The sequence below is a fragment of the Actinomadura luzonensis genome (assembly GCF_022664455.2).
GTDB classification, from domain to species: Bacteria; Actinomycetota; Actinomycetes; order Streptosporangiales; family Streptosporangiaceae; genus Nonomuraea; species Nonomuraea luzonensis.
This window is the reverse complement of record NZ_JAKRKC020000002.1, coordinates 2,518,625-2,543,646: the sequence shown is the minus strand read 5'-3', so window position 1 is coordinate 2,543,646 and position 25,022 is coordinate 2,518,625. Positions and strand designations below refer to the sequence as shown.

At 75.3% G+C, this 25,022-nt stretch carries 23 protein-coding genes and 1 pseudogene; 10 read left to right on the top strand and 14 right to left on the bottom strand.

The features are described 5' to 3' along the window. A complete protein-coding gene (locus MF672_RS42120) occupies positions 1–654 on the bottom strand; it encodes a response regulator (RefSeq protein ID WP_242379437.1) in 654 nt (217 codons plus the stop codon). Next, positions 654–2,606, bottom strand: a complete 1,953-nt coding sequence (locus MF672_RS42115; RefSeq protein WP_242379435.1) for a sensor histidine kinase — start codon at positions 2,604–2,606, stop codon at positions 654–656. The genes MF672_RS42120 and MF672_RS42115 overlap by 1 nt, the downstream gene beginning before the upstream one ends. Before the next feature lie 208 nt (positions 2,607–2,814). On the opposite strand from MF672_RS42115, the gene MF672_RS42110 reads away from it, so the two are divergent. Next, positions 2,815–3,282, top strand: coding sequence for a hypothetical protein (locus tag MF672_RS42110; protein WP_242379434.1), 468 nt, complete (start codon positions 2,815–2,817; stop codon positions 3,280–3,282). On the opposite strand, the gene MF672_RS42105 is transcribed toward MF672_RS42110, so the two are convergent. Beyond that, on the bottom strand, positions 3,249–4,031 hold the full coding sequence (locus tag MF672_RS42105) for a glycerophosphodiester phosphodiesterase (RefSeq protein WP_242379433.1): 783 nt from the start codon (positions 4,029–4,031) through the stop codon (positions 3,249–3,251). The two genes, MF672_RS42110 and MF672_RS42105, sit on opposite strands and share 34 nt — an antisense overlap. Before the next feature lie 151 nt (positions 4,032–4,182). On the opposite strand from MF672_RS42105, the pseudogene MF672_RS52330 reads away from it, so the two are divergent. The 3 genes and pseudogenes from MF672_RS52330 to MF672_RS42090 all read left to right on the top strand — a co-directional run. Next, a pseudogene (locus MF672_RS52330) lies at positions 4,183–4,449 on the top strand (AMP-binding protein); the annotation flags it as partial. A 325-nt stretch (positions 4,450–4,774) separates the two neighbouring features. Beyond that, positions 4,775–4,942 carry a hypothetical protein gene (locus MF672_RS42095; protein WP_242379429.1) on the top strand — a complete coding sequence of 56 codons (168 nt, stop codon included), beginning with the start codon at positions 4,775–4,777 and terminating at the stop codon, positions 4,940–4,942. A gap of 136 nt (positions 4,943–5,078) precedes the next feature. After that, entirely contained in the window at positions 5,079–7,364 is a 2,286-nt protein-coding gene (locus tag MF672_RS42090) for an MMPL family transporter (RefSeq protein WP_247815710.1), read from the top strand. On the opposite strand, the gene MF672_RS42085 is transcribed toward MF672_RS42090, so the two are convergent. The 3 genes from MF672_RS42085 to MF672_RS42075 are packed head-to-tail and all read right to left on the bottom strand — an operon-like array spanning position 7,301 to position 10,946. After that, positions 7,301–8,335 carry an alpha/beta fold hydrolase gene (locus MF672_RS42085; RefSeq protein ID WP_247815709.1) on the bottom strand — a complete coding sequence of 345 codons (1,035 nt, stop codon included), beginning with the start codon at positions 8,333–8,335 and terminating at the stop codon, positions 7,301–7,303. The genes MF672_RS42090 and MF672_RS42085 overlap by 64 nt on opposite strands. Further along, the gene (locus tag MF672_RS42080) at positions 8,332–9,339 is read right to left on the bottom strand and encodes an NAD-dependent epimerase/dehydratase family protein (RefSeq protein ID WP_242384050.1); all 1,008 of its coding nucleotides are present in this window, start codon (positions 9,337–9,339) and stop codon (positions 8,332–8,334) included. The genes MF672_RS42085 and MF672_RS42080 overlap by 4 nt, the downstream gene beginning before the upstream one ends. Next, positions 9,336–10,946 carry a fatty acid CoA ligase family protein gene (locus tag MF672_RS42075; protein ID WP_242384049.1) on the bottom strand — a complete coding sequence of 537 codons (1,611 nt, stop codon included), beginning with the start codon at positions 10,944–10,946 and terminating at the stop codon, positions 9,336–9,338. Before MF672_RS42075 ends, MF672_RS42080 begins: the two co-directional genes overlap by 4 nt. Positions 10,947–11,042: 96 nt before the next feature. On the opposite strand from MF672_RS42075, the gene MF672_RS42070 reads away from it, so the two are divergent. Further along, positions 11,043–11,303 (top strand): hypothetical protein, encoded by a 261-nt coding sequence (locus MF672_RS42070; protein ID WP_242384048.1) that lies wholly within the window; start codon positions 11,043–11,045, stop codon positions 11,301–11,303. A gap of 120 nt (positions 11,304–11,423) precedes the next feature. Here the strand turns inward: MF672_RS42070 and MF672_RS42065 are convergent, their stop codons facing one another. The 3 genes from MF672_RS42065 to MF672_RS42055 are packed head-to-tail and all read right to left on the bottom strand — an operon-like array spanning position 11,424 to position 13,668. Further along, positions 11,424–12,161, bottom strand: coding sequence for a hypothetical protein (locus tag MF672_RS42065; RefSeq protein WP_247815708.1), 738 nt, complete (start codon positions 12,159–12,161; stop codon positions 11,424–11,426). A gap of 14 nt (positions 12,162–12,175) precedes the next feature. Then, complete coding sequence (locus MF672_RS42060; protein ID WP_242382496.1) at positions 12,176–13,420, bottom strand: beta-ketoacyl-[acyl-carrier-protein] synthase family protein; 1,245 nt, start codon at positions 13,418–13,420, stop codon at positions 12,176–12,178. After that, positions 13,417–13,668, bottom strand: coding sequence for an acyl carrier protein (locus tag MF672_RS42055; protein WP_242382495.1), 252 nt, complete (start codon positions 13,666–13,668; stop codon positions 13,417–13,419). Before MF672_RS42055 ends, MF672_RS42060 begins: the two co-directional genes overlap by 4 nt. 196 nt (positions 13,669–13,864) lie before the next feature. On the opposite strand from MF672_RS42055, the gene MF672_RS42050 reads away from it, so the two are divergent. Both MF672_RS42050 and MF672_RS42045 read left to right on the top strand, forming a co-directional pair. Further along, the gene (locus tag MF672_RS42050) at positions 13,865–14,866 is read left to right on the top strand and encodes a 3-oxoacyl-ACP synthase III family protein (RefSeq protein ID WP_242382494.1); all 1,002 of its coding nucleotides are present in this window, start codon (positions 13,865–13,867) and stop codon (positions 14,864–14,866) included. Positions 14,867–14,895: 29 nt separating this feature from the next. After that, the gene (locus MF672_RS42045) at positions 14,896–15,438 is read left to right on the top strand and encodes a hypothetical protein (protein ID WP_242382493.1); all 543 of its coding nucleotides are present in this window, start codon (positions 14,896–14,898) and stop codon (positions 15,436–15,438) included. 4 nt (positions 15,439–15,442) lie between these two features. Here MF672_RS42045 and MF672_RS42040 read toward each other — a convergent pair whose 3' ends face one another. Genes MF672_RS42040 through MF672_RS42030 form a run of 3 tightly spaced genes read right to left on the bottom strand, consistent with a single transcriptional unit; the run spans position 15,443 to position 19,751 of the window. Beyond that, positions 15,443–17,395, bottom strand: coding sequence for an ABC transporter ATP-binding protein (locus MF672_RS42040; RefSeq protein ID WP_308210629.1), 1,953 nt, complete (start codon positions 17,393–17,395; stop codon positions 15,443–15,445). Continuing rightward, on the bottom strand, positions 17,392–19,128 hold the full coding sequence (locus tag MF672_RS42035) for an ABC transporter ATP-binding protein (protein WP_242382492.1): 1,737 nt from the start codon (positions 19,126–19,128) through the stop codon (positions 17,392–17,394). Before MF672_RS42035 ends, MF672_RS42040 begins: the two co-directional genes overlap by 4 nt. Next, positions 19,128–19,751 carry a TetR/AcrR family transcriptional regulator gene (locus tag MF672_RS42030; protein WP_242382491.1) on the bottom strand — a complete coding sequence of 208 codons (624 nt, stop codon included), beginning with the start codon at positions 19,749–19,751 and terminating at the stop codon, positions 19,128–19,130. The genes MF672_RS42035 and MF672_RS42030 overlap by 1 nt, the downstream gene beginning before the upstream one ends. A gap of 128 nt (positions 19,752–19,879) precedes the next feature. Between MF672_RS42030 and MF672_RS42025 the strand changes: the two genes are divergently transcribed. Genes MF672_RS42025 through MF672_RS42015 form a run of 3 tightly spaced genes read left to right on the top strand, consistent with a single transcriptional unit; the run spans position 19,880 to position 22,627 of the window. Next, on the top strand, positions 19,880–21,010 hold the full coding sequence (locus MF672_RS42025; RefSeq protein WP_242382490.1) for a Gfo/Idh/MocA family protein: 1,131 nt from the start codon (positions 19,880–19,882) through the stop codon (positions 21,008–21,010). Continuing rightward, positions 21,003–21,911 (top strand): DUF6807 domain-containing protein, encoded by a 909-nt coding sequence (locus MF672_RS42020; protein ID WP_242382489.1) that lies wholly within the window; start codon positions 21,003–21,005, stop codon positions 21,909–21,911. Before MF672_RS42025 ends, MF672_RS42020 begins: the two co-directional genes overlap by 8 nt. Next, positions 21,908–22,627, top strand: a complete 720-nt coding sequence (locus tag MF672_RS42015) for a cupin domain-containing protein (protein ID WP_242382488.1) — start codon at positions 21,908–21,910, stop codon at positions 22,625–22,627. Before MF672_RS42020 ends, MF672_RS42015 begins: the two co-directional genes overlap by 4 nt. Positions 22,628–22,689: 62 nt before the next feature. On the opposite strand, the gene MF672_RS42010 is transcribed toward MF672_RS42015, so the two are convergent. Beyond that, complete coding sequence (locus MF672_RS42010; protein WP_242382487.1) at positions 22,690–23,964, bottom strand: glycoside hydrolase family 30 protein; 1,275 nt, start codon at positions 23,962–23,964, stop codon at positions 22,690–22,692. A gap of 24 nt (positions 23,965–23,988) precedes the next feature. Continuing rightward, on the bottom strand, positions 23,989–24,993 hold the full coding sequence (locus tag MF672_RS42005) for a LacI family DNA-binding transcriptional regulator (protein ID WP_242382486.1): 1,005 nt from the start codon (positions 24,991–24,993) through the stop codon (positions 23,989–23,991). Positions 24,994–25,022: the final 29 nt, after the last annotated feature.

The window sequence follows — 25,022 nt, the reverse complement described above, 5'->3', positions numbered from 1 at the left end:
TCACAGCCCCCGTCGCGGGCGGACGCCGAGGCCCGCGTCACGGGCGTGGGCCACGGCCGCCGAGCGGTCCGAGACGTGCAGCTTGGCGAAGATGTTGGACACGTGGTTGCGCACCGTCTTCTCGCTGAGCACCAGCCGCCGCGCGATGGCCTGGTTGGTGAGCCCGGCCGCCACCAGGTCGAGGATCTCCACCTCGCGCTCGGTCAGCTCGGGCAGCGGCCGGGGCCGGGCGGCGGGCGCCGCGAGGGCGGCCAGCACCCGGTCCCCCGCCGAGGCCCCGAACACCACCTGCCCGGCCGCGACCGCCCGCAGCGAGCGCACGATGTCCTCGCCGGTCGCCTCCTTCAGCAGGTAGCCGCGCGCCCCGGCGCGGATCGCGGCGAGCACCGTCTCGTCGTCGGTCAGCATCGTCAGGGCCAGCACGGCCACCCGGGGGTCGCGGGCGAGGATCCTGGACGTGGCCTCCACGCCGCTGATGCCGGGCAGGTGCAGGTCCATCAGCACGACCTCGGGAGCCTCGCGCCCGGCCAGCTCGACGGCGGCCTCGCCGGTGCCCGCGACGCCCACCACCTCCACCTCCGGCGCCTCGCGCAGCAGCGCGGCCAGCCCCTCGGCGAACACCGGGTGGTCCTCCACCACCATCACCCTGATCATCAGGCCGCCAGCGGGAGCCGGACGAGCAGGCACGTCCCCGGCCCCGGGCCGGTGACCAGCTCGAAGGTGCCGTTCAGCTCCTCCGAGCGGCGCCGCATGGAGGCCAGGCCGAAGCCGCGCCGGGCGGGCGCGGCGACGCCCACGCCGTCGTCGCGGACCCGCAGTTCGAGGGCGTCGGTGGCGCTGAGCGTGACCGTGCAGCGGGAGGCCATGGCGTGCCGGACGGCGTTCGTCAGCGCCTCGGCGGCGATCCGGTAGGCGGCCAGCTCGACCGGGGGCGGCAGCGGCGGCAGGTCCGGCGGCACCTCCACCTCCACCGTGAGGTCGCCGGCGAAGCCCCTGCCCAGCTCGGTCAGCGCGCCGGCCAGGCCGAGGTCGTCGAGGGGCGGCGGGCGCAGGTCGTGGACGATGGTGCGGACGTCCTCGACCGTGCTCCTGATGCGCCGCGACAGCTCGCCCAGCACCTTCCTGGCCTCGTCGGGGTCGGTGTCCACGAGCCGGCGGGCGCGGTCGGTCTGCAGCGCGAGCGCGGCCAGGCCGGGCCCGAGGCCGTCGTGCAGCTCGTACAGCAGGCGGTCGCGCTCCTCCTGGCGGGCGGCCAGCAGGCGGCCGTGGGAGCGCTCCAGGTCCGCGCCGAGGCGGTGCGCGTGCACGGCGACCGCCACGTGCGGGGCCAGCCCGGCGACCAGCCGGCGGTCCTGCGGCCGCAGCCGCTCGCCGAGCAGCAGCGTCCCGACGGGCTCGCCGCGGTGCAGCAGCGGCAGGCTCTCGGCCACCTCGCCGGGACGGCCCCACGAGGCGACCACGGCGCCCGCCTCCTCGACCGCCACGTAGTGGACGCGCAGCACCCGCCCGACCTCGGCGGCCATCCGGTCCAGCAGCTCGCCGGGCGAGCCCGCGCCGGACAGCCGGGCGCCGAGCCGCCGCAGGGCCGCCGCGGGGTCGTCGCGGTCGCCGTACACCAGGCGGTTGGCGGCGGCGTGCGCGCGGACGTACAGGGGGTGCACGACGAGCGCCACCAGCACCGCCGACACCCCGGGGCCGGCGGCCCCGCCGAGCGTGAACGCGACCAGCGCGTACGTCCCCAGCAGCAGCACGCTGAGCGCCCCGAACGCCAGCGCCCGCGACAGCAGCAGGTCCAGCTCCCACAGCCGGTGCGCCACGATCGCGACCGTCACCGCCGCCGGCAGCGGCACGGCCGCCAGCGCGAGCAGGCCCGACTCCAGCGGCGCCGCCAGGGCCGCCCCGGCGAGCGCCACCGTCAGCAGCGCGGCGGCCAGCACCCACTGCAGCCGCCTGCGCACCTCCTCGCCGGACGAGCGGTAGCGGACGACGAGCGAGGCGACCGCGGCCACCACCGCCCCGGCGGTGCCCGCGGCGACGGGCGCGTCCAGGACGCCGGGCAGCCCGCGCAGCCCGGCCAGCACCCCTTCGTAGCCGGCCGGGAAGAGGCCGGGGACGTTCTCGTACGGGACCGGCCGCAGCATCCAGTCCAGCGTGTTGGCGACGATCGCGGCGAGCGCCGCGGCGAGCGCGGGCCACCAGCGGCGGGAGGGCAGCCGGCCGTCGGGGAAGATCAGCAGGAAGACCGTCGGGACGACGAGGTAGGCGGGCATCCAGAGCCAGTTCGACGCCCACATCGCCCAGTCGTCGCCGGGCAGCCGGCCGCCCTCCACGCCCTGGTTGACGCCGAGCAGCCCGTACGCGCCGAGGGCCAGGCCCGCCGCCTGCGCCACGCCGGTGAACGTCATCACCCAGCCCACCCGGCTGCCCGGCCGCTGCGACACCACGAAGAGCCCGGGCAGCCCGAACGACAGCGCCGCGACGGCGCGGAAGGCGTCGAACCGGGCCACGATGCCGGTGACGCCGAGCGCCCGCAGCCGGGGCTCGACCGCGAGCGCGGCGACGACCGGCACGACCAGGACGGCCAGCGCCGCCACAGCCGCCGTCACAGGCGCCGTCACAGGCTGGGGGCGGCCTGTTCCCGTCGCCCTCGTGGGAGCGGTCTCCGTGACCTTCATGGGGTGAATCGTGCCATTCGCCTGTCCCGCCGTCACGGGACGGGAAGTCCCGACCGGGTCGGGACCGGCGCCTCATGACGCCCGCGACGCCGCCTCCTCATGCTGGGAACCCCGTAGATCCCCGATGGAGGTGGACCACATGTCCGTTCCCGCCCCCGCTCCCGCCGCCGGCCGCGCCCTGCGGGTCGCGTTGCCGGCCGGCGTCGCGCTGCTGCTCGCCATGGACCTGACCGGCGCGGCCCTCTCGGTGTCGGCCGGGCTGAACCACGACTTCCTGGACGCGCTCGGCCCGCAGGCCCGGCTGTCCGCGCCGATCCCGATGATGGCCGCCCAGGTCGTGCTCGTCGCGGCCGCGTCCGCGCGCCGCCGCGCGCTCGCCGTGCCGGCCGCCGCGCTGCTGGTGGTGGCGGGGGTGCTGGCCTTCGTCTCCGGCTTCTACGACGGCGGGTACGCGGTCGACCTCACGGCGGGGCAGCGGGTCTTCCAGATCGCGCTGGTCTCGGCGCACCTGGCGCTGAGCGGCCTGGCGGCGGCCCGGCTGGTGCGCCTGCTGCGCCGCCGCGGGGAGGAGGGTCAGCCGCACCTGCCCTTGAGCCAGGAGCGGTAGTCCTTGGTGTAGTTCGTCATCACGCTCGCCGGCGCCTGGTCGAGCACGCTCTGCCAGCGGGCGGTGTTGCCGCTCCACGAGGGCGGCGGCTCCTCCCAGGCGACGCTGTCGGTCCAGCGGGCGGCCGAGCCCTTGAGCAGCCCGGGGTGGCGCTTGGCCAGCTCGCCCTGGATCCAGGAGTCCGTCGAGTAGACCAGGATGCGCTGCGCGGCCTGCCGTTCCTTGATGGGGTCGGAGATCTCCTTCCAGGCGGCCGTGGCGTAGGTGGCGTTCGACAGGATCGGCCGGGTCTCGGGCTTGATCTCCAGGAGGGCGACCAGGCCGCGGGCGCGCACCTGGTCGAGCCATTCGCGCAGGGTGTGGACGCGCTCGCCGGTGTACGGGCCGCGCACGATGGTGCGGTCCTGGAGGTTCGTGGTGCCGGCGGCCCACCAGATGTCGGTGATGTTCTGCTTGGTGCCGGTCAGGCCGTTGGTGGAGGTGTTGTGCCACATGACGGCCTTGGTGCCCTGCTTGGTGAGCTGGACGTCGCCTTCCACCCCGTCCGCGCCCCAGGACTTCTGGTCGTTCAGCGCCCTCGGGTTGTTGGGCTGGCGGACGAGGTCGCGCTCCCAGGGGTTGGGGCCGGTGGGGTAGCCGCCGTGGCCGAACACCAGCGGGCAGGCGACGGCCGCGCGGGCGGGCACCGCGGTCAGCGCCGTCGTCAGCGCGGTCGTGAGCGCCATGGTGAGCGCTGTTCTGATCGTCATCGTCCTGGAGGGTATGCGCGGCGGCCGGCGTGATCAAGAGCTGTAGAACGGCTTTCTGGAATGTATTGCCACCCTTCCGGCGACCAGGTCATTCTGTTCCGCGGCGCGCCGACAAAAACCGCTGAAAACTCAACAAACGGCAGGCGTGACAATGACGCCAGATGCCGCACCCTTAGCATCTGTTCTGCAGCTTCACCAGCGTCGGCTGGAGTCGTCCCCACAAAGGGCCGCGTTTTCGGCCGGTCAGGAACAGCTCACCTACCGGGAGCTGGACGATCTCGCGAACGGCCTCGCCGCGCCGTTGCGCCGCCTGCCGGCGACCGGCCGGGGGCGCTGGGCGGCCGTGCTCGCCGATCGTTCGATCCGGCTCGTCGCGGGCGAGCCGGCGGTGCTGAAGGCGGGTCTCGCCTTCGCGCCGATCGACCCCGCCGCCCCGCCGGAACGGGTCAGGACCATGCTCCGGGGCACCGCGGCCGTGGTGACCGAGCCCGCGTGGCGGCATCTGGTGCCGGCCGACGTCCCCAAGGGCGTGCTCGTCCCCCACCGCGCGCTGTCCAGCCTCATGGCCTGGTCGCACCGAACCTTCGGCACGCTTCGACGCCTCCGTCTGGGAGATCTGGCGGTACCTGACCGGCGGCACCACGATCGTCATCCCCGACGAGCGCACCCGCCTGTCGCCGCCCGGCCTGCCCTTCCGGCTGTTCAACCTGTACGGTCCCACGGAGTGCTCGCCGCTGCCCGGCGTGGAGGTCCGCCTGCTGGACGAGAACCTGCGGCCCGCCGACGGGGGCGAGATCCACCTCGGCGGCGCGTACCTCGGCCTGGGCTACCTCGACCGGCCCGGTTCCCCCTGGAGGACGACCTGCCGGACGCGATCCCGGACGCGGTGGTCGTGGCCGACAAGGACCTGATCCAGCGGCGGGCCGACAGCAGGCTGGTCGCCTGAGGCCGCTCGGCGCGCCGCCGTCCGGGCGCTCGTTGAACTCGCCGACCTTATCGCGTAGTAGTGGAACGTTCGCGTAGGGTGACAATCGGGGGTCGGTGCGCATGAGCGGCACCAAAGCGACAGACAGCGCGGCGCTCCGGACCGGCCAGGCTCTGCACGACCACCCCGCGCCGGGAACCGGGGGCGGGCGGCGCGGGTCGGCGGCGCTCGGGCAGTGGGGCCGGGCGGTGGCCCGGCGCGGCCGGCTCGTGGCCGCCGTCTGGCTGGCCCTCGCGGCGGGCTCGGCGGTGCTGCTGCCCGGCCTGACCGGGCGGCTGACGCCGCCCTCGCTGGAGGTGCCGGGCTCGGAGTCGGCGGCGGCCGCCGCGCTGATCGCGCGCGGGTTCCCTGAGCAGGGCACCGAGCAGGTGATCCTGTCCTTCACCTCGCCCGCCCTGGACGCCGGGCACCCCGCCTACCAGCGGGCGGTGGCCGCCGTGACCCGCGCCATGGACGCCCGTCCCGACGTCGGCGCGCTCCTGCCGCTGCCGCCGGTCGCGGGGCAGGACGGGCGGCACGCGTACGTGCTGGCCGGGGTGCACGGCGACGAGCTGGCCCGGCAGCGCAACCTGCCCGCCCAGCTCGCCACGGCGCGACAGGCCGCCCGCGAGGCGTCGGCGGGCGGCCCGCAGGCTGTGGAGGTGACGATCCTCGGCGTCAGCCGGGCCTTCGCCCAGCTCGCGCACACCGATCTGGCCGACCTGCGGGCGATGGAGACGCGGACCGTCCCGCTGGCCGCGCTGCTGCTCGTGCTCGGGCTGGGCGCGGTGGGGGCCGCGGCCGTCCCGCTGCTGGTGGGCGGCGCGGCGATCCTGACGGCCGCCGGGACGCTCGCCCTGGCCGGCCGGTTCTGGCCCGTCGACTCGACCATCCTGACCTACACCGTCACCATGGCGGTGGGCCTCGGGCTGGACTACACGCTGCTCATCCTGCTGCGCTACCGCGAGGCCCGCTGGGCCGGCCGGCCGCCGCGGGCCGCGGCCGCGCACGCCACGGCCACGGCGGGCAGCACGGTGGCCTGGTGCGCGGTGGCGATCCTCGTCACGTCCTGCGCGCTGCTGATCGTCGGGGTGCCGTGGGCGCGGTCGATGGCGCTGGCGGGCATGCTGGCCGCGTCGGTCACGCTGCTGGCCGCGCTGACGCTGGCCCCGGCGCTGCTGCCGCGGCTGGACCGGTGGCTGGAGCGGGGCACCCTGCCCTGGCGCCGCCCCGGCCGCACGCCACGCCCCGGCCGCACCCCGAGCTTCGGCCGCGCCCCGCGCCCCGGGCGCGCCGAGCGGTCGCCCGCGTGGGTGCGCGGGGCCGGCCACCTGATGCGGCACCCCGTCAGGTACGCCACGGCCGCCGTCCTGGTGCTGCTGCTCGCCGCCCTGCCCGTGCTGCACCTGCGCGCCGGGCTGCACTACGACCGCGACACGCTGGCCGGCACCGACATCGGCACCGGCCTGGCCCGGCTGGAGCGGGACGGCGTGGCCGGGTTGACCAGCCTGGCGCTGCCGCACCCGCCCGGCACGCCCCCGGTGGACACCGCCGCGCTGGCGGCGACGCTGCGGGCCGACCCCCGGGTGTCGCTGGTGGCCGCGTTCGACAACGGCCGGGACCTCACCCTCATGCTGGTCGCCGACCGGTTCGCCCCGGACGGCGCGGAGGCGGCCGGCTTCCTGCGGGACGTGCACGTCCTCGCCGCCCGCCTGCTGCCCGCGGGCCAGCGGGTGCTGGCGGTCGGCCCGGCCGCGCGGCTGGCCGACCTGTCGGCGGCGTCGCTGTCGGGGCTGTGGCGGGTGCTGCTGGTGGTCCTGCTGGCGTCGTTCGCGCTGCTGCTGGTCACCTTCCGCAGCCTGCTGATCCCGCTGAAGGCCGTCGCGATGAACCTGCTGTGCGTGTGCGCCACGTTCGGCCTGCTCACCCTCGCCTTCCAGGACGCCGGGCGCACGCCGGACGTCAACGCGCTGCTGCCGCTGATCATCTTCACCATCGTGTTCGGCCTGTCGCTGGACTACGAGGTCTTCCTCGTGCACCGCGTCTGCGAGCACTACCGCCGCACCGGCGACAACACGGCCGCGGTGCTGCACGGGCTCCGGCACACGGCGCGCCCGATCACGCTGGCGGCGGCGATCATGGCCGTCACGTTCTCCGGGCTGATGTTCACCCGGCGGGTGGACTTCCAGCAGGGCGGGTTCGCGGTGGCCGTCGCGATCGTCCTGGACGCGACCGTGATCCGCATGGTGCTCGTCCCGGCCCTGATGCGGCTGCTCGGGCAGCGCAACTGGTGGCTGCCCGGCGCTCAGCGCCGCAGGAAGGTGGAGACGGCCGGCACCAGCCGGTCGTGGGCGTCCTCCAGCACGTAGTGGCCGGCGTCGCGGTAGGCGTGCACGAGGGCGCGCGGGAGGCGGCGGCGCCACTCGCGCAGCACGACGGGGTCGAAGACGGGGTCGCGCAGCCCCCAGCCGATCAGCACCGGCCGGTCGGCGAACGCGCGCAGGCCGTCCGCGGCCTGGCGCAGCAGCGGCCAGGCCGCGTCGGCGGGGCCGAGCGGGATGTCCTGGACGAAGCGCCGCACGGCCACCCGGTGCGCCGGGTGGCGGCCGGGAGCGAGGAAGGCGGCGCGCACGTCCCGGGGCAGGCGGCGGCGCAGCCCGAACGGCGGCAGCGTGGCCAGCCGGGCGAAGGCGTGGTGCCGCAGGAACAGCCGCTCCCCCACGGCCGTCTCGCGCAGCAGCCAGAACGGCAGCCGCAGCGCCGGCCTGACCCGCTCGCCGTGCGGGTTGGGGAAGGCGGCGCTGTTGAGCACCACCAGGCGGGCGACCCGGCCGGGGTGGCGGGCGGCCCAGGCCAGCCCGATCGGGCCGCCCCAGTCGTGCACCACCAGCGTCCAGCCGCGCTCGGGGACGCCCCGGTCGGCGATGAGGTGGTCGGTCAGGGCGTCGAGGTCGTCCACCCGGGAGGCGAGGGTGTAGGCGTAGCGGTCCTCGCCCGGTTTGTCGGACAGGCCCATGCCGAGGTGGTCGGGGGCCAGGCAGCGGTGCTCGCCGCGCAGCGCCAGGACGAGCCGCCGCCACAGGTAGCTCCAGGACGGGTTGCCGTGCACCATGAGCACGGGAGCGCCCGCGCCCTCGTCCACGTAGTGCTGGCGCAGACCCGAGCGGGTGAGGTAGCGGGACTCGAACGGGAAGTCGGGCAGGCGGGAACGGGTGAGGTCGCGCGGCTCGAACGGGCGGCCGGGCCGGCCGGCGCCGGTGGAGCGGCGGGACGCCGACGGGCGGCCGGGCCCGGGCGGCGTGGCGGGCGGGGTGGCGGGCGGGGTGGCGGGCGGGGTCATGGGCGGCCTCGGCTCTCGCTCGGCGTGTCCGACAGGTGCGCGGCGAGCCGGGTCAGCCCCTCCGCCATGCTGACGCGCGGCGCGTAGCCGAGGTCGCGGCGGGCGGCCGACAGGTCGAACCAGTGGGACGTGGTGGCCTGCGCCACCGCGAACCTGGTGACCGGCGGCCGCGTCCGGACGAGCCGGCAGCCGTGCTCCGCCGCCCCGGCCGCGAGCCGGGCCAGCAGGGCGGGCACCCGGGGCCGCACCGGCCCGAGCCCGGCGGCCGCCAGCAGCCCGTTGACCCACTGCGCGATCGGGACCGGCTCGTCCTGGGCGACGAAGTAGGCACGCCCGGCGGCCGGGCGGCCCGGCGCGAGCACGTCGAGCGCGAGCAGGCAGGCCTCGGCCGCGTTGTCCACGTAGACGGTGTCCACGAGCTTGCCCGGGGCGTGCGGCAGCAGCAGCCGGCCACGCCGGGCCCGCTCGGCGAACCGGGGCAGGAAGTGCGGGTCGCCCGGCCCCCAGATGAGGTGCGGGCGGAGCGCCACGGTGGCCAGCCGCTCGCCGTCGGCGGCGAGCACCAGGCGTTCGGCGGCGGCCTTGGTGGCCGGGTAGGGGGCGAGGTGGCGGCGCGGGTACGGGACCGACTCGTCCACGCCCTCCAGGTCGCCGCCGTCGTGGACGACGCTGGGCGAGGAGACGTGCACCAGGCGGCCGACCCCGGCGCGCAGGCAGGCGTCGACCACGTTGGCCGTGCCGCGCACGTTGACGGCGTGGAAGGCGCGGGCCGGGCCCCAGAGCGCGGCCAGCGCGGCGCAGTGCACGACGGCGTCGTGCCCGGCCACGGCGGCGCGCACCCGGTCGAGGTCGCGGACGTCGCCGGTGCGCTGCAGCACGCCGTGCGCGTCGAGCGCCGGGTGCGGACGGCGCTGCAACGCGGTCACCTGGTCGCCGCGGGCGGCCAGCAGGCGGCACACGGCCTGCCCGAGGAACCCGCCGCCGCCCGTCACCAGCACCCTCATCGCCCCTCCTCCCCGACCCGCCGGGCGGCCCAGGCGGCCAGCAGCGGGCGGCGGATCTTGCTGGCGTGCCGCACGTCCATCGGGAACCCGGGATGCGGCAGCACCTCGGCGATCACCTCGGGGGCGTGGGCGCGGACCCGTTCGAGCGCGTCGCGGCGCTCCCGCCGCGAGAGGCCGGGCTCGCACTCCACGCAGAGCACCGCCCGCGCCCGGCCCGCCGGCCCGACGCCGACGAGCGCGGTCCTGCGCACCCCCGGCAGCCCGTTGACCAGCGGCTCGACCTGGTCGGTGCAGAGGTCGCCGTCCGGGGTGCGGACCCGCTCGCTCTTGCGTCCGGCGAACCAGAGGCGGCCGTGCTCGTCGAGCCGGCCGAGGTCGCCCATGCGGTGCACGGGGGTGCCGCCGTCGTCGATGCGGGCCAGCCCGGTGTCGTACGGGCGGCCGAGGTACGGGTCGCTCACCGCCGGCCCGGCCACGGTGATCTCCCCGACGGCGCCCGGCGGCACCAGCAGGTCGTCCGACCAGCGGGCGACGGGCTCGTCGGTGACCGCGATGAGGCGCACCCGGTTGCCCGGCAGCGGCGTGCCCAGGCAGGTGCCCGCGCCGCGCGCGGTGGCCACGGCGGTCGCGTCGAGCTCGGCCGCGTCCGCGACGCTGACCAGCAGGCATTCGGTGGCCCCGTACACCGAGAGCACCTGGGCGTGCTCCGGCAGGCAGGCCCGGGCGCGGCGCAGGACCGCGTGGGGCAGCGGCGCGCCCGCGCTGAGCACGGTCCCGACGGGGTCGAGGGCCAGGCCGCGCTCCCCGCAGTGGCGGGCCAGCCGGTCCAGCAGCGCGGGCGCGGCGAACAGGCAGGTGACGCCGTGCGCGCGGATCGCGCCGGCCAGGGCGGCCGGGTCGCTGCGGGCGGGGCGGCGCAGGTCGAGGCGGGGAATGACGGAGGAGCAGCCGAGCGCGGGCCCGGCGATCGCGAACGGCGCGAACGTGGAGCAGACGGTCGCGCCGGGGGCCAGCCCGCCCAGGTGGGCCAGCAGCTCGAGCTGCCCGGCCAGGTGCCGGTGCCGGAAGGGCACGCCCTTCGGCACGCCGGTGGAGCCCGAGGTGAACGCGATGAGCGCCGGGTCGTCGCCGTCCGGGGCCGGCCAGGCGTCCGGCTGCGCGGCCGGGCGGCGGGCCAGGGAGAGCAGGTGCGCGCCGACCGTGACCGTGGTCCGCACGCTGCCGCGGGCCCAGCCCAGCAGCACCCGGGCGAGGTGCGCGCGGGGCACCGCGGCGAACGCCTCAGGGGCCGCCTCGGCGAGGCACGCCTTCATGGCCCGCGCGCCGAGCCCCGGGTCGATCAGCACGGGCACGGCCCGCAGCCGGAACAGGGCCATGACCAGCGCGACCAGCTCCCGGCCCGGCGGCACCAGGACCGCGGTCCGTGTCCCCGCGCCGATCCCGGCGCGGCTCAGGGCCAGGGCCGCGCGGCCCACCAGGTCCTCCAGGTCCGCGTACGTGAGCGTCTCGGCGTGGCGGCGGCCGTCGATGCGGCAGGCGACGGCGTCGGGCCGGGCGTGCGCCCAGTGCTCGGTCATGGCCGCGACGCCGGAGAGCTGGGCGTCCATCGACCTCACTCCCTCCGGGTGTGCCGCGTTTTGGGTGATCCGTCACGCGGTAGCTATGTGTAGTGATATGTAACTTTAAGTGACTGGAGTCGAGACATGCGCCGTATCACCGCCGTCATCGCCGCCGCCGTAGCGGCCGCGGCCGTCCTGCCGCTCGCCGCCACCGCGCCCGCCCAGGCCACACCCGCCCCGGCCGCGCCCGCCCAGGCCGCCGGGCCGGTGCCGCCGGGCACCGCCGTGAGCGCCGTGGACTGCGCGCTCGGCCTCGGCGTGCCGCTGCCCAGCCCCGCCAGCGCCTCGCGGCTGGTCTGCGTCGGCGGCACCTACAACGGCCGTCCGGTGGGCGGCATCGCCTGACCGGCCGCGACGGCAAGCCGGCGACCGGACCAGCACCGCCCCGGCGGAAGCGGCCCCAACAGGGCGGCTCGGCAGGCCGGACCAGCAGGCCGAACCAGCAGGCCGGTTCAGCAGGGCGGCTCAGCAGGGCGTGGCCTCCAGGACGGGCACGTCGTCCGGCAGGCTCGCGCCGAAGAACGGCAGCAGCGCGAGCGGGTTGCCGACCGCCGCCGGCCGGGCGCTCTCCACGGCCGGCCCGGTCCCCGGTTCGGTCGCGGGCCGGGCCCCGGCCCTGGTCGCGCGCCCGGTCGCGGGCGCGGCCCCGGGGGCGGCCACCCGGGCAGCCGCCGCGCGAGCGGCAGCAAGAGCCGGCGCGGTCCCAGGAGCGGCGGCTGCCCCGGGAGCGGTGGCCGCCCCAGAAGCCGAGGCCGCCCCAGAAGCCTGGGCTCCGCCGAGAACCGCGGCGGCCCTGAGGGCTGAGGCGGCGCCGAGAACGGGAGCGGCCCCGAGGGCTGAGGTGGTGCCGGGGGCCGGAGCGGCCGCGGGAGCCTGGGCGGGCGGGGCCGCCTCGGCGGCCGCGGGCGTCAGAGGAGCCGGCGCGGGCGGGATGTCCTCCTCCTCGGCCCAGTCCGGATCGGCGGCCGGGGCCGGGGCGGCCGCCGGGATCGCGGCCGACTTCGCGGGCGTGCCCAGAGCCGCCGCCGGCCCGCCGGCCGCGGCGTTGACGAAGGCGGCGAAGACCTGGGCGATGGCGTGCACGGGCACGCGGATGCAGAACTTGCCGATCGCGTCCGCCGGCGACGGCACGGGATCGGCCGCGGCGGGCGGCCCGGTCAGCAGGACGGCGCCGCAGGCGGCGGCGAGTGCGAAGGTGCGCACGGGAACTCCAGGTTTCAGAAAGGCGAGAAGATCAAGGTGGCGTTGTGACCGCCGAAGCCGAAGGAGTTGGACATCACCGGCCCGGGCGGCATGGGCCGGACCTCCGCGACGACGTCGATGTCGCACTGCGGGTCCAGCGTGGTGAGGTTGGCGGTGGGCGGGACGGCCGACTCGTTGAGCGCGAGCACGGCGGCCACGGCCTCGATGGCGCCGGCGGCCCCGATGGCGTGCCCGGTCACCCCCTTGGTGGAGGTGACCGGCACCCGGACGTCGCCGAACACCTGTCCGACCGCCCGCGCCTCGGCCAGGTCGTTGAGCGGGGTGCCGCTGCCGTGCGCGTTGACGTGCGCGATCTCGCCCGGGGTCAGCGCGGCGTCGGCGAGCGCGGCGCGCATGCAGCGCGCGGCCCCGTCGCCCGCCTCGGGCGGCGCGGTGATGTGGTGGGCGTCGGAGGAGAAGCCGAGGCCGGACAGCTCGGCGTAGACGCGGGCGTCGCGGGCCAGCGCGGCCTCCAGCCGCTCCAGGACGACGAACGCGGCCCCCTCGGCCAGCACGAACCCGTCGCGGTCCCGGTCGAAGGGCCGGCTGGCGCGCTCCGGCGCGTCGTTGCGCCGGGACAGGGCACGGCAGCGGTCGAAGGCCAGCAGCACGGTCGGCGTGACGGACGCCTCGGCCCCGCCGGCGATCACCAGGTCGGCGCTGCCGTCGCGGATCAGCCGGGCGCCCTCGGCGATGGCGTGCGCCCCGGACGCGCACGCGGTGGTCACCGACAGGCTGGGGCCGAGGATGCGGTGGCGGATGCTGATCGCGGCGGCCATCGCGTTGTGCATGATCATGGGCACGTGCAGCGGGCCGGGGTTGCCGCGGCCCAGGTGGCGGTTGTCGAGCAGGTCCGCCTCGTAGGTGGCGACGCCGCCGAAGCCGCTGCCGGTCACGACCCCCTGCCGCTCGGGCGGCGTCCGGACGGGGCCGGCGTCGTCCATGGCGTCGCCGGCCGCGCAGACGGCGAGCTGCGCCACCCGGTCCAGGCGGGCGGCCTGCTTGGGCGTCAGGTAGGCCTCGACGTCCAGGTCGGGGACCTGGCAGGCGAACCCGGCGCCCAGCCCCTCGGTGTCGAAGGAGGTGATGCGGCGGGCGGTGGAGCGGCCGGCCAGCAGCGCGTTCCACAGGTCCTTGGGGTGCGCGCCGGCGGGGGTGCGCACGCCGAGGCCGGTGACGGCGACCCGGGCCCGCCCGCCGCCCGGCGCTCCCGGGCTCATCCCAGCCGCTCCGCGGCCAGTTCCCTGGCGCGCTCCAGCACGTCGCCCACGGTCCGCACGTCGGCCAGCGCCTCGCGCGGCAGCGGGCCCCATTCGTCCTCCAGGGTGACGTGCAGTTCGGCGAGGTCCAGGCTGTCGGCCTCCAGGTCCTCGCGCAGCCGCGCGTCCTCGGTGACCCGGCTCGGGTCGACCTTCAGGATGCTCGCGCACCGCTCGCGTACCACCGTCAAGATCTCTTCGTCGCTCACGCCCGGTTCCTTTCGCGCAGGTCAGCGTGGTGGTCGTGTCGCCTAGCCTCGCCGATGAGGGGAAAGATGATCACTTGTGACGCGACGTCCGCCGTTAAGGAATCGACCAAGTTTGCCCGTCCGGCGGTTCGTGGGCCGGGCGCGCGCCCCCGCGCTCCCTAGGGTGGGCCGCACGGGGACATGAGGGGGGATGGGCATGCGCTACGCCCACGTGGCCGGGGTGGCCGTACACCTGCCGGAGCGGACTCTCACCAGCGCCGAGCTGGAGGAGGAGCTGGCCGCCCGCAATCCCGGCGTGCCGATCCCGCGCGGCCTGATCGAGCACGCCACGGGGGTGCGGCGGCGGCACCTCGCCGAGCCGGGGCAGCGGGCCGCCGACCTCGCCGTGCTGGCGGCCAGGGAGCTGCTGGCGGAGACGGGCCACGTCCCGCCGGCCCTCGACCTGATCATCTACGCCGGGGTCAGCAGCGACGCCATCGAGCCCGCCACCGCGCACCTGGTGGCGGCGGGGCTGGGCGCGGGCTGCCCGGTGTTCGACGTCCGCAACGCCTGCAACAGCGTCGCGAACGCGATCGAGCTGGCCGAGGCGCTCATCGTGGCCGGCCGCTACCGCACGGTCCTCATCGCCTGCGGCGAGATCGCGACCGCGATCACCCGCTGGCGGCTGGGCCCGGCCGACGACTACGCCGCCGTCCTGCCCTCCTACACCGTCTCCGACTCGGGCGCCGCCGTGCTGCTGGAGGCGGCGAGCACGCCGGGCGTCCTCGGCCACCGCTTCTGCGCCCACTCCCCCTCCTGGGAGGCGGCGATCGTGCCGATCACGCGCGCCCCGGAGGGCGGGCTGGAGATCGGCCACTTCAGCGTCGACTTCCACGACCTGGCCCTCGGCATCTGCAAGCTCGACCTGGACGTGCTGCGCCGGCCCCTGACCGACCGCGGGCTGGACTGGGCCGACATGGCGGCGATCTGCGTCCACCAGGCCTCGCTGCCGTCCCTGCACGCCTTCTGCGAGCTCGCCGGGATCCCGGTGGACAAGGTCGAGGTGACGATCGAGGAGCACGGCAACCTGGTGGCCTCCACCCTGCCGGCGCAGCTCGCGCAGGCGGTCAGGGCCGGCCGGGTGCGGCGCGGCGACCTGGTGGCGCTGGTGGGGGTGGCCGGCGGCGTGGGCGCGGGCACCGTGCTCCTGCGCTGGTGACAACGGACCGACCGACAAGGAGCACGACGATGCCCGTTCCCGCATTCCTGGCCATCGCCCTGATGGCGGCCGCCGTCCCGGCCGCCGCCGTCCCGGCCGCCGCTGTTCCCCAGGACACGCTGACCTGCCGGGTCGGCACGTCACCCGGCCGGCCGGTGACCTTCACCCCGGCCGTGGGGTTCCTGCCGCGCCCGGTCACCGCCAAGGCGGCGCTCGTCCTCACCGGGTGCGCCGGCACGGGCGCGGCGGCCGGGCTGCGCTCGGGCCGCATGACGGTCCACGGCACCGGCCGGGCCTTCTGCACCGGCGTCCAGGACGTCCACGGCAAGGGCCGCATCACCTGGTACGACGCGGCGGGCCGGCCGGCGGGCGTGTCCGCCCTCCGGCCGGCCGTCAACCAGGTGCAGAGCTACAACCCCGGCGACATGCTGCTCGGCGGCACCATCGCCAAGGGGCCGCTGGCGGGGGCCCGGGTGAGCGGCACGGCGACCCCGACGACGGACGTCAGCGGCTGCGTCGCCAGGGGCCTGACCGCCGTCGAGGGCACCGGCACGATCACGTTCACGACCTGACCCGTCAGTCCACCTCCACGACGGCCTGGGTGAACTGGGCGGAGTACAGCCGGGCGTAGGCGCCTTCGGCGGCCAGCAGCGACTCGTGCGTGCCCTGCTCGACGATGCGGCCGTCCTCCATGACCAGGATGAGGCTGGCGTCGCGGATCGTGGAGAGCCGGTGCGCGATCACGAAGCTGGTGCGGCCCTCGCGCAGGGTGCTCATCGCCCGCTGGATGAGCACCTCGGTGCGGGTGTCGACCGAGCTGGTGGCCTCGTCCAGGATGAGGATCGCCGGGTCGGACAGGAACGCCCTGGCGATGGTGATGAGCTGCTTCTCGCCCGCGCTGACCGTGCCGCCCTCCTCGTCGAGGACGGTGTCGTAGCCGTCGGGGAGGGTGAGCGCGATGCGGTCCACGTGGGCGGCCCTGGCGGCGGCCTCGATCTGCTCGCGGGTGGCGTTCTCGGCGCCGTAGCCGATGTTCTCCGCGATCGTGCCGCCGAACAGCCAGGTGTCCTGGAGCACCATGCCGATGTTGGAGCGCAGCTCCTCGCGCGACATCGTGGCGATGTCGACGCCGTCGAGCGTGATGCGGCCGCCGGTCACCTCGTAGAAGCGCATGACGAGGTTGACCAGCGTGGTCTTGCCCGCTCCCGTGGGGCCCACGATGGCCACCGTCTGCCCGGGCTCGACGGTGAGCGACAGGTTGTCGATCAGCGGCCGGTCGGGGGCGTAGCGGAAGGACACGTCCTCGAACGCCACCCGGCCCCTGACCCGCTCGGGACGGGCGGGCTCGGCCGGCTCCGGCGACTGCTCGGCGGCGTCCAGCAGCTCGAAGACCCGCTCGGCGGAGGCGACGCCCGACTGGACGAGGTTCGCCATGCCGGCCACCTGGGTCAGCGGCTGGCTGAACTGCCGCGAGTACTGGATGAAGGCCTGCACGTCGCCGAGCGAGATGGAGCCGGTGGCCACCTTGAGCCCGCCGACCACGGCGACCAGCACGTAGTTGAGGTTGCCGATGAACATCATCGCCGGCTGGATGGCGCCGGAGATGAACTGGGCGCGGAAGCTGGAGGTGAACAGCGCCTCGTTGTGCCGCTCGAAGGTCTCGGCGGCCTCCTTCTGCCGGCCGAACACGCTGACCAGGGTGTGGCCGCCGTACATCTCCTCGATGTGGCCGTTGAGCTTGCCGGTGGAGGACCACTGCTTGATGAACTGCGGCTGCGACCGCTTGCCGATGACCGTGGTCACCCACACCGAGACCGGCACCGTGACCAGCGCGATGAGGGCGAGCACCGGCGAGATCCAGAACATCATGGCCAGCACCCCGAGCACGGTCAGCACCGACGAGATGAGCTGGCTCATCGTCTGCTGGAGGGTCTGGGCGATGTTGTCGGTGTCGTTGGTGGCGCGGCTCAGGATCTCGCCGCGCGGCTGGCCGTCGAAGTAGCTGAGCGGCAGCCGCGACAGCTTGGCCTCGATGTGCTCGCGCAGCCGGGACGCGGCCCGCTGCACGACGACGGTGGTGAGCTGGAACTGCACGATGCCGAGCAGCGCGGCCAGCACGTAGACCGCCAGCACCCAGGCCAGCACCTGGGCGAGCGCGGTGAAGTCGATGCCCTGGCCGGGCACGACGTGCATGGCGGCGACCATGTCGGCGAAGGTGTCCTGGCCGCGGGCGCGGAGCCCGGCGACGGCCTGCTCCTGGGTGACCCCGGCGGGGAGCTGGGCGCCGACGATGCCGGAGAAGATCAGGTCGGTGGCGTGCCCGAGGATCCTGGGCCCGGCGACGGTCAGCGCGACGCTGGCCGCGCCGAGCGCCAGGACGACGCCGAGCAGCGCCCGCTCGGGCCGCAGCAGCCGCAGCAGGCGGCGCAGGGTGCCGCGGAAGTCGAGGGCCTTCTCGGCGGGCCCGCTCATCATCCGGGCGGGCCCGAACCCGGGTTGCGGGCGGCGCGCGGGGGCTTGCGTGGTCACGCTGCTGCCTCCTGTTCGGTGAGCTGGGACAGCACGATCTCCCGGTACGTCGGGCAGTCGTCCATCAGCTCGGCGTGGGTGCCGCTGCCGACCAGGCGGCCCTCGTCCAGGACGAGGATGCGGTCGGCGTCGCGGATCGTGCTGACCCGCTGGGCCACGATGACGATCGTGGCGTCGGTGATCTCCTCGGCCAGCGCGGCCCGCAGCCGGGCGTCGGTGGCGTAGTCGAGGGCGGAGAAGGAGTCGTCGAACAGGTAGATCTCGGGGCGGTGCACGAGGGTCCTGGCGATGGCCAGGCGCTGGCGCTGGCCGCCGGAGACGTTGGTGCCGCCCTGGGCGATGGGCTCCTCCAGGCCGCCGGGCATGGCCTCGACGAAGTCGCGGGCCTGGGCCACCTCCAGGGCCCGCCACAGCTCCTCGTCGGTGGCGTCGGGGCGGCCGTAGCGGAGGTTGGAGGCGACGGTGCCGGAGAAGAGGTAGGGGTTCTGCGGGACCAGGCCGACCGTGCGGGCGAGCACGGCGGGGTCGAGCCGGCGCACGTTCACGTCGTCCACCAGCACCTCGCCGGCGCTCGCGTCGAACAGCCGCGGGATGAGGTTGAGCAGGGTGGTCTTGCCGCTGCCGGTGCTGCCGATGATCGCGGTGGTGCGGCCGGGCCGCGCCGTGAAGCTGACGCCGCACAGCACCGGCTCCTCGGCTCCCGGGTAGCGGAAGTCGACCGCGCGCAGCTCCAGCTCGCCGATGCGGCGCTCGGGGGTGACGGGCTCGGCCGGCGGGTGCACGGTCGGCTCGGTGCCGAGCACCTCCTCGATGCGCTCGGCGCAGACCTCGGCGCGCGGGATCATGAAGAACATGAACATCGCCATCATCACGGACATGAGGATCTGCATGAGGTAGGAGATGACGGCGGTCAGCGCGCCGACCTCCATGCTGCCGTCGGCGATGCGGTGGCCGCCGAACCACACGACGGCGACGCTGGAGAGGTTCACCACCAGCATGACCGTGGGGAACATCAGCGCCATCAGCCGGCCGACGCGCAGCGAGACGTCCGTCAGCTCGTGGTTGGCGACGCCGAAGCGGTCGCGCTCGTGCTGGTCGCGGACGAAGGCGCGGATGACGCGGATGCCGGTGATCTGCTCGCGCAGCACCTGGTTGATGCGGTCGATCCGGTCCTGCATGATCTTGAACAGCGGCCGCATGCGCGCGACGACCAGCGCCACGATGAGGATCATCAGCGGCAGCACGACCAGCAGCAGCGACGACAGCGCCACGTCCTGGTTCAGCGCCAGCACGATGCCGCCGACGCACATGATCGGCGCCGCCACCATCATGGTGAAGGTCATGAGGACGAGCAGCTGGATCTGCTGCACGTCGTTGGTGGTCCGGGTGATCAGGGACGGCGCCCCGAACTTGTTGACCTCCTGCACGGAGAAGTCCTGCACCCGGTGGAAGATCGCGGCCCGCAGGTCGCGGCCGAGCGCCATGGAGGTGCGGGCGCCGTAGTAGACGGCGACGACCGAGCAGACGATCTGCACGAGGGTCACACCGAGCATCACCAGCCCGATGCGCAGGATGGTGGCGGTGTCGCCCCGGACGACGCCGTCGTCGATGATGTCGGCGTTCAGCGTGGGGAGATAGAGCGTGGCCAGCGTCTGGACGAACTGGAAGAGCACGACGAGCGTGATCTCTTTCCCGTACGGCCTGAGCTGGGCCCGCAGGAGACGGAGCAGCATCAGGGGGCGCTTTCTGTCGCAGGGGCGGGTAAGGGCCGCACGAGCAGCCCGTCGAGCAGGATGGAGACGATCTCCTCGTCGTCCATGTCGTCGAAGTCGCCGCCCATGCCGAAGCCGTGGTGCACGCGGGTGGCGATCAGCATGAGCAGCAGGTGCGCCGCGGCCTCGGGCGAGCGGCGCAGCCGGTCGCCGTCGGGCCTGACGAGGTCGGCGAGCGCGGCGGCGAGCATTCCCCTGAAGGAGATCATCCGCTGGTGGAACTCGGCGTCCTCGGCCATCAGCTCCCGCGGCACCGAGATGAGGTTGGCGTTGGCCATCATGCCCGAGCGCAGCATCGTGACCGCCTCCAGCAGCCGCTCGCGCAGGCCGAGCCCCCGGTCGATGGCGGCGAGCCGGTCGGTCACGGGCCGCGGGTCGAAGGCGTTCATCACCGTCGCCCGCAGCAGCGACAGCTTGTCGGGGAAGACGCCGAAGATGGTGCCCTCGGCCACGCCGGCCGCCTCGGCGATCTGCCGCGTGCTGACCGCGGTGCCGTGCTCGCGCAGCAGGGGAAGCGTGGCGGCGATGAGCGCGGCACGTCGTTCGTCCGGCGCCATGGCCGGCACTCTCCGCCGTTTGGTCATGAGAAGAGTCTAATGAGCGAGTACTCACTCGTTCAAACCGTTTTACGGGGATCGGCCATTGACACCCCGCGGCCTCGGAAAATAGGTTGATCCAGGAAAAGTGATCGATCACTTTACGAGGAGTGCCCGTGCCTGACCTGCCGTCCCCGATCCGCGTCGCCGTCGTCGGAGCCGGGGGCATCGCGAGCGGCGTCCACCTGCCCGCCCTGGCCGCCGCCGGGGACGCGGTGCGCGTCACCGCCGTCTGCGACGTCGACCCGGCCCGCGCCGCCGCGCTGGCCGACGCCCACGGCATCCCGGGACGCCACACCGACCTGGCCGCCCTGCTGGCCGAGGAGTCCCCCGACCTCCTCGTGATCGCCACGCCGCCCGTCGCGCACCGCGAGGCGGTCATCGCCGGCCTGCGGGCGGGCGCCTGGGTGTGGTGCGAGAAGCCGCCGACGCTGTCCCTGGCCGAGTACGACGAGATCGCCGCCTGCGAGAAGGACGGCGGCCCCTACGCCGGCTACGTCTTCCAGCACCGCTTCGGCAGCGCCGCCCGGCGGCTGCGGCAGCTCATCGCCGGCGGCGAGCTGGGCACGCCGCACGTCGCGGTGTGCAACACGCTGTGGTACCGCGGCCACGACTACTTCGAGGTGCCCTGGCGGGCCAAGTGGGACACCGAGGGCGGCGGCCCCACCATGGGCCACGGCATCCACCAGATGGACCTGCTGCTCCACCTGCTCGGCGACTGGGAGGAGGTGCACGCCGTGGCCGCCACGCTCGGCCGCCGCACCGAGACCGAGGACGTGTCGCTGGCCGTCGTGCGCTTCGCCAACGGCGCGGTCGGCTCGATCGTCAACAGCGTGCTGTCGCCGCGCGAGACCAGCTACCTGCGCTTCGACTTCGCCGACGCCACCGTCGAGGTCGAGCACCTGTACGGCTACGACAACGCCGACTGGCGCTGGACGCCCGCGCCGCACGTCACCGACCAGGACAGGATCGCCGGCTGGCCGCCCGGCGAGAACGTCCCCAGCTCCCACCGCGCCCAGCTCGACGCGCTGCTGTCCGCCATGCGCGCGGGCGAGCGCCCGCCGGTGAGCGGCGCCGACGGCCGCCGCGTGATGGAGCTGATCACCGGCATGTACCAGTCGGCCTTCACCGGCCGCCCCGTCCGCCGGGCCGAGCTCGACCCCGCCAACCCCTTCTACCACGCGCTCCACGGCGGCGACCCGGCCCGCGCCGCCGCCGTGCTGCAGCGGGAGGACCACCATGCCTGAGCCGAAGCTCGCCGTCCGCGACGCCGGCGACTCCCTGATCGTCACCGCCGGCGACGTGGAGATCGCGCACTACGTCCACCGCCCCGGCGCCCCCGCCGCCGAGGCCCCCAAGCCGTTCCTGCACCCGCTCCGCACCCTGTCCGGCGCTCCCCTGTCGGTGCACCGGCCGTGGGACCACCGCTGGCACAAGGGCCTGCAGATGACCTGGGCCCACCTGTCGGGGCAGAACTTCTGGGGCGGGCCCACGTACTCGGCCGGGCGCGGCTACCAGTGGGAGGACAACCTCGGCCGCATGGAGCACGACGGGTTCACCGAGGTGTCCGCCGACGGGGACCGGGTCGTGATCGAGGAGAGCCTGCGCTGGATCACCGCCCAGGACGAGCACTGGATCACCGAGCGGCGCCGCCTGGCCTTCCACTCCGCCGACGCCGGCCGCGGCCTGTGGGCGCTGGACTTCGCCACCGAGCTGCGCAACGTCCGTGGCGCCCCGCTCGACCTCGGCAGCCCCACCACGCACGGCCGGCCGCTCGCCGGGTACGCCGGCTGGTTCTGGCGCGGCCCCCGCTCCTGGACCGGCGCCGCGATCCTGGCGGCCGGCGGCCGGGGCGGCGAGGAGATGATGGGCGAGCAGGCCCCGTGGCTGGCCATGACCGGGCAGCACGACGACCTCGACGGCGGCGGCACCGTGCTGGCCTTCGCCGGCCGCTCCAGCGCGGCCGTGCCGATCAAGTGGTTCGTCCGCAGCTCGGCGTTCGCCGCGATCGCGCCCTCCCCCGCCTTCGACGAGGAGATCGCGCTGGCAAGCGGCGACGCCCTGGAGCTCGCGCACCGCCACGTCTTCGTGGACCGCGTGTGCGAGCGGGCCGAGCTGGAGGAGCTGGGCGCGGAGTTCGCGCTGTGACGCCGCTCTTCCCCGGCGCCACCTCCGTCAGCGACCTCCAGGTCTACGACTGGGCCTGCCCGGACGGCGGGCACGGCGGCACCCCGCACCTGCACACCGTCTCCACCGAGGCGTACGTGGTGACCGGGGGCCGCGGCGAGGTGCACACGCTGAGCGCCGCCGGCTTCGCCCGCGACCGGCTGGAGCCGGGCTCGGTGCTCTGGTTCTCCCCCGGCACCGTGCACCGGCTGGTCAACGAGGACGGGCTGCGGCTGGTGGTGATCATGCAGAACGCGGGGCTGCCCGAGGCCGGCGACGCCGTGCTCACCTTCCCCGCCGACGTCCTCCGCGACCGGGACGCTTACCTGGCCGCCGCCGCCCTCCCGGCCGGCGGCACGGAGGACGAGCGGGCCGCCGCCGCCCGGGCCCGCCGCGACCTCGCGATCACCGGCTTCCGGCAGCTTCTCGCGGACGTCGGGGAGCGGGGCGGCGCGGCGCTGGCGGAGCTGCACCGGCTGGCCGCCGCGCTCGTCCGGCCCCGGGTGGAGGCGTGGACGGAGCTGTGGCGCGACAGCGTCGAGGCCGAGACCGAGCGCACCCGCGCCCGGCTCGCGGCGCTCGCCGCCGGCGAGCACGACCACCTCGGGCAGGCCGCGGTGGTGCGCACCGCGCCCCGGCCCGGCCCCCGCGCCTTCGGCATGTGCGGCCGCCTCCGGACCTGGGCCCCGCTGCCCTGACCTCCCTCGGAGCAGGGCAGGACCCGCCTCAGGGCAGGACCCGCCTCAGGGCAGGACCCGCCTCAGGGCAGGACCACCGTCGTCAGCGAGCGGGGCGGGAACGTTACCGCCCCGCCCGCGACCGGCGCGGGCGCCAGCGAGGCGTCCTCGTCGGTCAGGTACGCCCGCGCCCCTTCGCCGACCCCGTCCCAGGTCAGCGCCGTCATGCCGGTGTTGAGCACGACCACCGCGCGCGAGCCGTCGAGGTTGCGGAACGCCGACACGCGCAGCGCCGCCCTGGCCGGCACCGCCTCGATGCGCACCGCGCCCGGCCGGACGAACCGGCTCCAGGCGGCCAGCGCCCACAGCCGCTTGGAGACGCGGTAGTCGCGGGCGTCCTCGTCGACCAGCAGCAGCGCCCTGGTGCTGCCCGTCGAGGCGCCCAGCCAGTAGAGGTAGGCCGAGACGTTGCCAAGGGTCAGCGCGTCGTGCACGGCCGAGGCGACGGTGAAGCCGTCGGAGCCGCTGCCGTCGTACCAGCGGGCGGTCCAGGCGGTGCCGCTCGGGTTCCACTCCGACATCCACGTCGGACGCCTCGCCGACAGCGGGAAGTCCACCGGCGTGGCGTAGCCGTGCCCGCTGTAGACCCGCACCCAGCGGCGGGCCTCCGGGTCGGCCTCGATGGCCGCCGTGTACGCCTTCGCCTCCGTCCAGCCCAGCGACTCGCAGCACACCAGCCCCACCCCGGCCGCGCGCGGGCCGAGCACCTTGACGAACTCGGCCGCCTCCTCCGGGGTGAAGCGCATCGAGGCGTGCGGGGCGGTCCAGTCGGGCTCGTTGGCGAAGCCGAGGTCGGTGATCCGCACCCCCTCCTCGGCGTAGAACCTGGTGTACTGCACCAGGTAGTCCGCGTACGCCCGCCGCCACTCGGGCTTGAGCCGGCCGCCGTGCCGCTCCTGGCCGGTGTCCTTCATGTAGCCGGGGGCGCTCCAGGCGACGGCGACGAACCGCCGCACCCCGTACGCCTGGGCGGCCTTGGCCATCCAGACCTGGCTGTTGTCGTCGCCGTCCCAGACGTACCTGGGCGGGGCGTCCGGGCCGCCCGGGTCCTCGGGCTGGATGGAGACCATCGCGTCGTACGGGGCGCCCGACGGGGCCGAGCCGATGCCGAGGCGCAGGATGCTGAGGCCCGCGCCCTTCTCGGCGCTGAACCACAGGTCCAGGATCTCCCGCTGCTTGTCCTCCGGCAGCGCCCTGACGAGCTCGTTGCGCCGGAAGGCCGTGGAGAAGCCGAACCCGTCGATCGTCTGGTGCCGCACGCGATCGTCGATGGCGATCACCGGGGGTTCGTTCGTCACGGCAACTCCGAGCGGGGTGCGTCCTCAGGCCGCCGGCGGGGGGCCGGCCGTCTCGCGGATGATAATCCGGTTGATCGATCGCGCGGGAGGCTCGGGGGCGGGCTCGCCGCGTACTTCCGCGATCAGCCGGGCGACGGCCTCGCGTCCCTGCACCTCGCGGTCGACGGCCACGGTGGACAACGACGGGGTGGCGAAGCGGCCCAGCTCCTCGTCGTCCCAGCCGAAGACGCTGAGGTCGCCGGGGACGCGCCAGCCGCGGTCCAGCGCGGCGCGCACCGCGCCCATGGCGACGTGGTCGTTGGCGGCGACGACGGCGGTGACGCCGCAGCCGTCCGGCAGGGCCCGTACGGCGTCGTAGCCGGACTGCGGGCTCCAGTCGCCGGGGGCGACGCTGTACGAGGTGAGCCCGCGGCGCGCGATCGTGTCCTCGTAGACGCGCCTGCGGTTGCGCGCGGAGGCGAAGTCCTGCGCCCCGGCGATGTGCAGGAAGACCCGGTGGCCGAGCCCGGCGAGGTAGTCGATGATCTCGGCGACCGGGGAGGCGTCGGCCAGCTCGTTGACGCCGCGCAGGTGGTCGTCGTAGTCGCCGGTGACGACCAGCGGGACGGGCGAGCCGGCCGGGTCGAGGGCCAGCGGCGACAGCGACAGGACGCCCTCGACCTGCCCCGACGCGGCCAGCTCCAGCACCCGCGCGGCCCGGTCGGCGGCGTCGCCCTCGACGCTGACCACCTCCAGCTGGAACCCTTCGGCGTGCGCGGCGGCGGAGGCGGCCCGCAGCAGCCGCACCGGCCACAGGTGGGCGGAGGCGGGCAGGGCGATCGCCAGCCGGTTGGTGCGGCGGGTGCGCATGGAACGGGCGACGAGGTTGGGCCGGTAGTTGAGCTCCTGCACGACCAGATCGATCTTCCTGCGGGTCTCCGGCTTCAGGCCCTCGTTGTGCCGGAAGTAGCGGGAGACGGTCTGGTGGGAGACGCCGGCGCGGCGGGCCACCTCGTGGATCGTGACGCGCGGCGTGTCGGGCTGGCCCACGGGACCCCTCTCCTCGTCCTCGCTCCGTC

What these genes read in the sequence shown, in the direction of transcription:
- MF672_RS42120 (WP_242379437.1), bottom strand. Translation starts at nt 654, where the DNA reads ATGATCAGGGTGATGGTGGTGGAGGACCACCCGGTGTTCGCCGAGGGG.
- MF672_RS42110 (WP_242379434.1), top strand. Translation starts at nt 2,815, where the DNA reads ATGTCCGTTCCCGCCCCCGCTCCCGCCGCCGGCCGCGCCCTGCGGGTC.
- MF672_RS42105 (WP_242379433.1), bottom strand. Translation starts at nt 4,031, where the DNA reads ATGACGATCAGAACAGCGCTCACCATGGCGCTCACGACCGCGCTGACG.
- MF672_RS42090 (WP_247815710.1), top strand. Translation starts at nt 5,079, where the DNA reads ATGAGCGGCACCAAAGCGACAGACAGCGCGGCGCTCCGGACCGGCCAG.
- MF672_RS42085 (WP_247815709.1), bottom strand. Translation starts at nt 8,335, where the DNA reads ATGACCCCGCCCGCCACCCCGCCCGCCACCCCGCCCGCCACGCCGCCC.
- MF672_RS42080 (WP_242384050.1), bottom strand. Translation starts at nt 9,339, where the DNA reads ATGAGGGTGCTGGTGACGGGCGGCGGCGGGTTCCTCGGGCAGGCCGTG.
- MF672_RS42075 (WP_242384049.1), bottom strand. Translation starts at nt 10,946, where the DNA reads ATGGACGCCCAGCTCTCCGGCGTCGCGGCCATGACCGAGCACTGGGCG.
- MF672_RS42070 (WP_242384048.1), top strand. Translation starts at nt 11,043, where the DNA reads ATGCGCCGTATCACCGCCGTCATCGCCGCCGCCGTAGCGGCCGCGGCC.
- MF672_RS42060 (WP_242382496.1), bottom strand. Translation starts at nt 13,420, where the DNA reads ATGAGCCCGGGAGCGCCGGGCGGCGGGCGGGCCCGGGTCGCCGTCACC.
- MF672_RS42050 (WP_242382494.1), top strand. Translation starts at nt 13,865, where the DNA reads ATGCGCTACGCCCACGTGGCCGGGGTGGCCGTACACCTGCCGGAGCGG.
- MF672_RS42045 (WP_242382493.1), top strand. Translation starts at nt 14,896, where the DNA reads ATGCCCGTTCCCGCATTCCTGGCCATCGCCCTGATGGCGGCCGCCGTC.
- MF672_RS42035 (WP_242382492.1), bottom strand. Translation starts at nt 19,128, where the DNA reads ATGCTGCTCCGTCTCCTGCGGGCCCAGCTCAGGCCGTACGGGAAAGAG.
- MF672_RS42030 (WP_242382491.1), bottom strand. Translation starts at nt 19,751, where the DNA reads ATGACCAAACGGCGGAGAGTGCCGGCCATGGCGCCGGACGAACGACGT.
- MF672_RS42020 (WP_242382489.1), top strand. Translation starts at nt 21,003, where the DNA reads ATGCCTGAGCCGAAGCTCGCCGTCCGCGACGCCGGCGACTCCCTGATC.